Below are 1,344 nucleotides of genomic sequence, written 5' to 3'. Positions count from 1 at the left end.
CGCCCAGAGCGGACATGGGCACCAACATTGGCCGGCTGAAAACATAGCTTTTCCGCCATTTTTGCTCGTGTGAGAGTGCGCGAACTGCTATGAAAATGAGGTGTCGCAAGCCTCTCTTGCCCCATCTGATGCCGAGACGCGGATCGCCGTGCTGGAGGCCTCGCTCGCCCGAGCCAATGCAGCACTCGCCGCCCGCGACCTGCTCATCGAGACACTGCGTGGACAGATCGCTCGGCTGCGGCGGATGCAGTTTGGCGCATCCTCTGAGAAGTTGACGCGCGAGATCGCCCAGCTCGAACTCGCACTTGAGGAACTGGAAACCGAGAGCGCAGTACCGGAGACCGGCGCGGTCTTGTCAGACACGCCCGTGCGGCCGGCACCAGTCCGTGCGTTGCCCAACCACCTGCCACACGCGGAGGTCGTCCACGAACCCGCCTCCGGCGCCTGCACATGCCCGGACTGCGGCGGTGCGCTACGCCGTCTCGGGCAGGACGCCCATGAGATGCTCGACGTCCTGCCGGTGCACTGGCGCGTGGTGCGGAACGTCCGACCGAAATACAGCTGCCGGACTTGTGAGAAGATCGTCCAGGCAGCTGCCCCGGTGAAGGCAGTCGCACGCGGAAAGGCGACATTCGCAACGCTGGCCCATGTCGTCGTCTCGAAGTTCGACCATCACCTGCCGCTTTATCGGCAGTCCGAGATGATGGCCGCCCAAGGCTTGGACATCGACCGCTCGACGCTGGCGGGCTGGGTCGGTCAGGCAGCTGCGCTGCTTGACCCCATCGTCAGTCGCATCCGCGAGGAAGTGCTGAAAGGCGACAAGATCCACGCGGACGACACGCCAGTCCCGGTGCTCGACCCAGGCCGCGGACGCACCGCGACCGGGCGACTATGGGTCTATGCAGTCGATGACCGCGCCTCCGGTAACACGGCTCCGCCAGCGACATGGTATCGCTTCACGACCGACCGTACCGGTGCACATCCGCAAGCCCATCTCGCCGGATTTCGAGGCTTCCTCCAGGCCGACGCCTATGCCGGTTACGACGGGCTCTATCGAAGCGGCGTCACCGAAGTCGCGTGCTGGGCCCATTTCAGGCGCAAGGTGTTCGACCTGCACGAGCGGGTTGCTACGCCGCTGACCACCGACATTCTTGAACGCATCGGTGCCTTGTACAGCATAGAGGCCGAGATCCGCGGCAGGCCGCCTGACGTGCGGCTGGCGGCGCGGCAGAACCGGACGAAGCCGCTGGTCGATGCGCTGCGCGAGGCACTGGACGCAGCACTGCGCCGCCTGTCGCCAAAGTCCGACATGGCCAAGGCTATCGCCTATGGCACGAAACGATG

At 65.0% G+C, this 1,344-nt stretch carries 1 protein-coding gene; it reads left to right on the top strand.

The window, feature by feature from the left end; all coding sequences use genetic code 11:
• Positions 1–100: 100 nt before the first annotated feature.
• On the top strand, positions 101–1,344 hold a 1,244-nt coding region (tnpC, locus tag C8J25_RS20145), incomplete at its 3' end, for an IS66 family transposase (protein WP_244187252.1).

The organism is Sphingomonas faeni, assembly GCF_003053745.1.
Classification (GTDB): domain Bacteria; phylum Pseudomonadota; class Alphaproteobacteria; order Sphingomonadales; family Sphingomonadaceae; genus Sphingomonas; species Sphingomonas faeni.
This window is presented reverse-complemented; position numbering and strand designations above follow the sequence as displayed.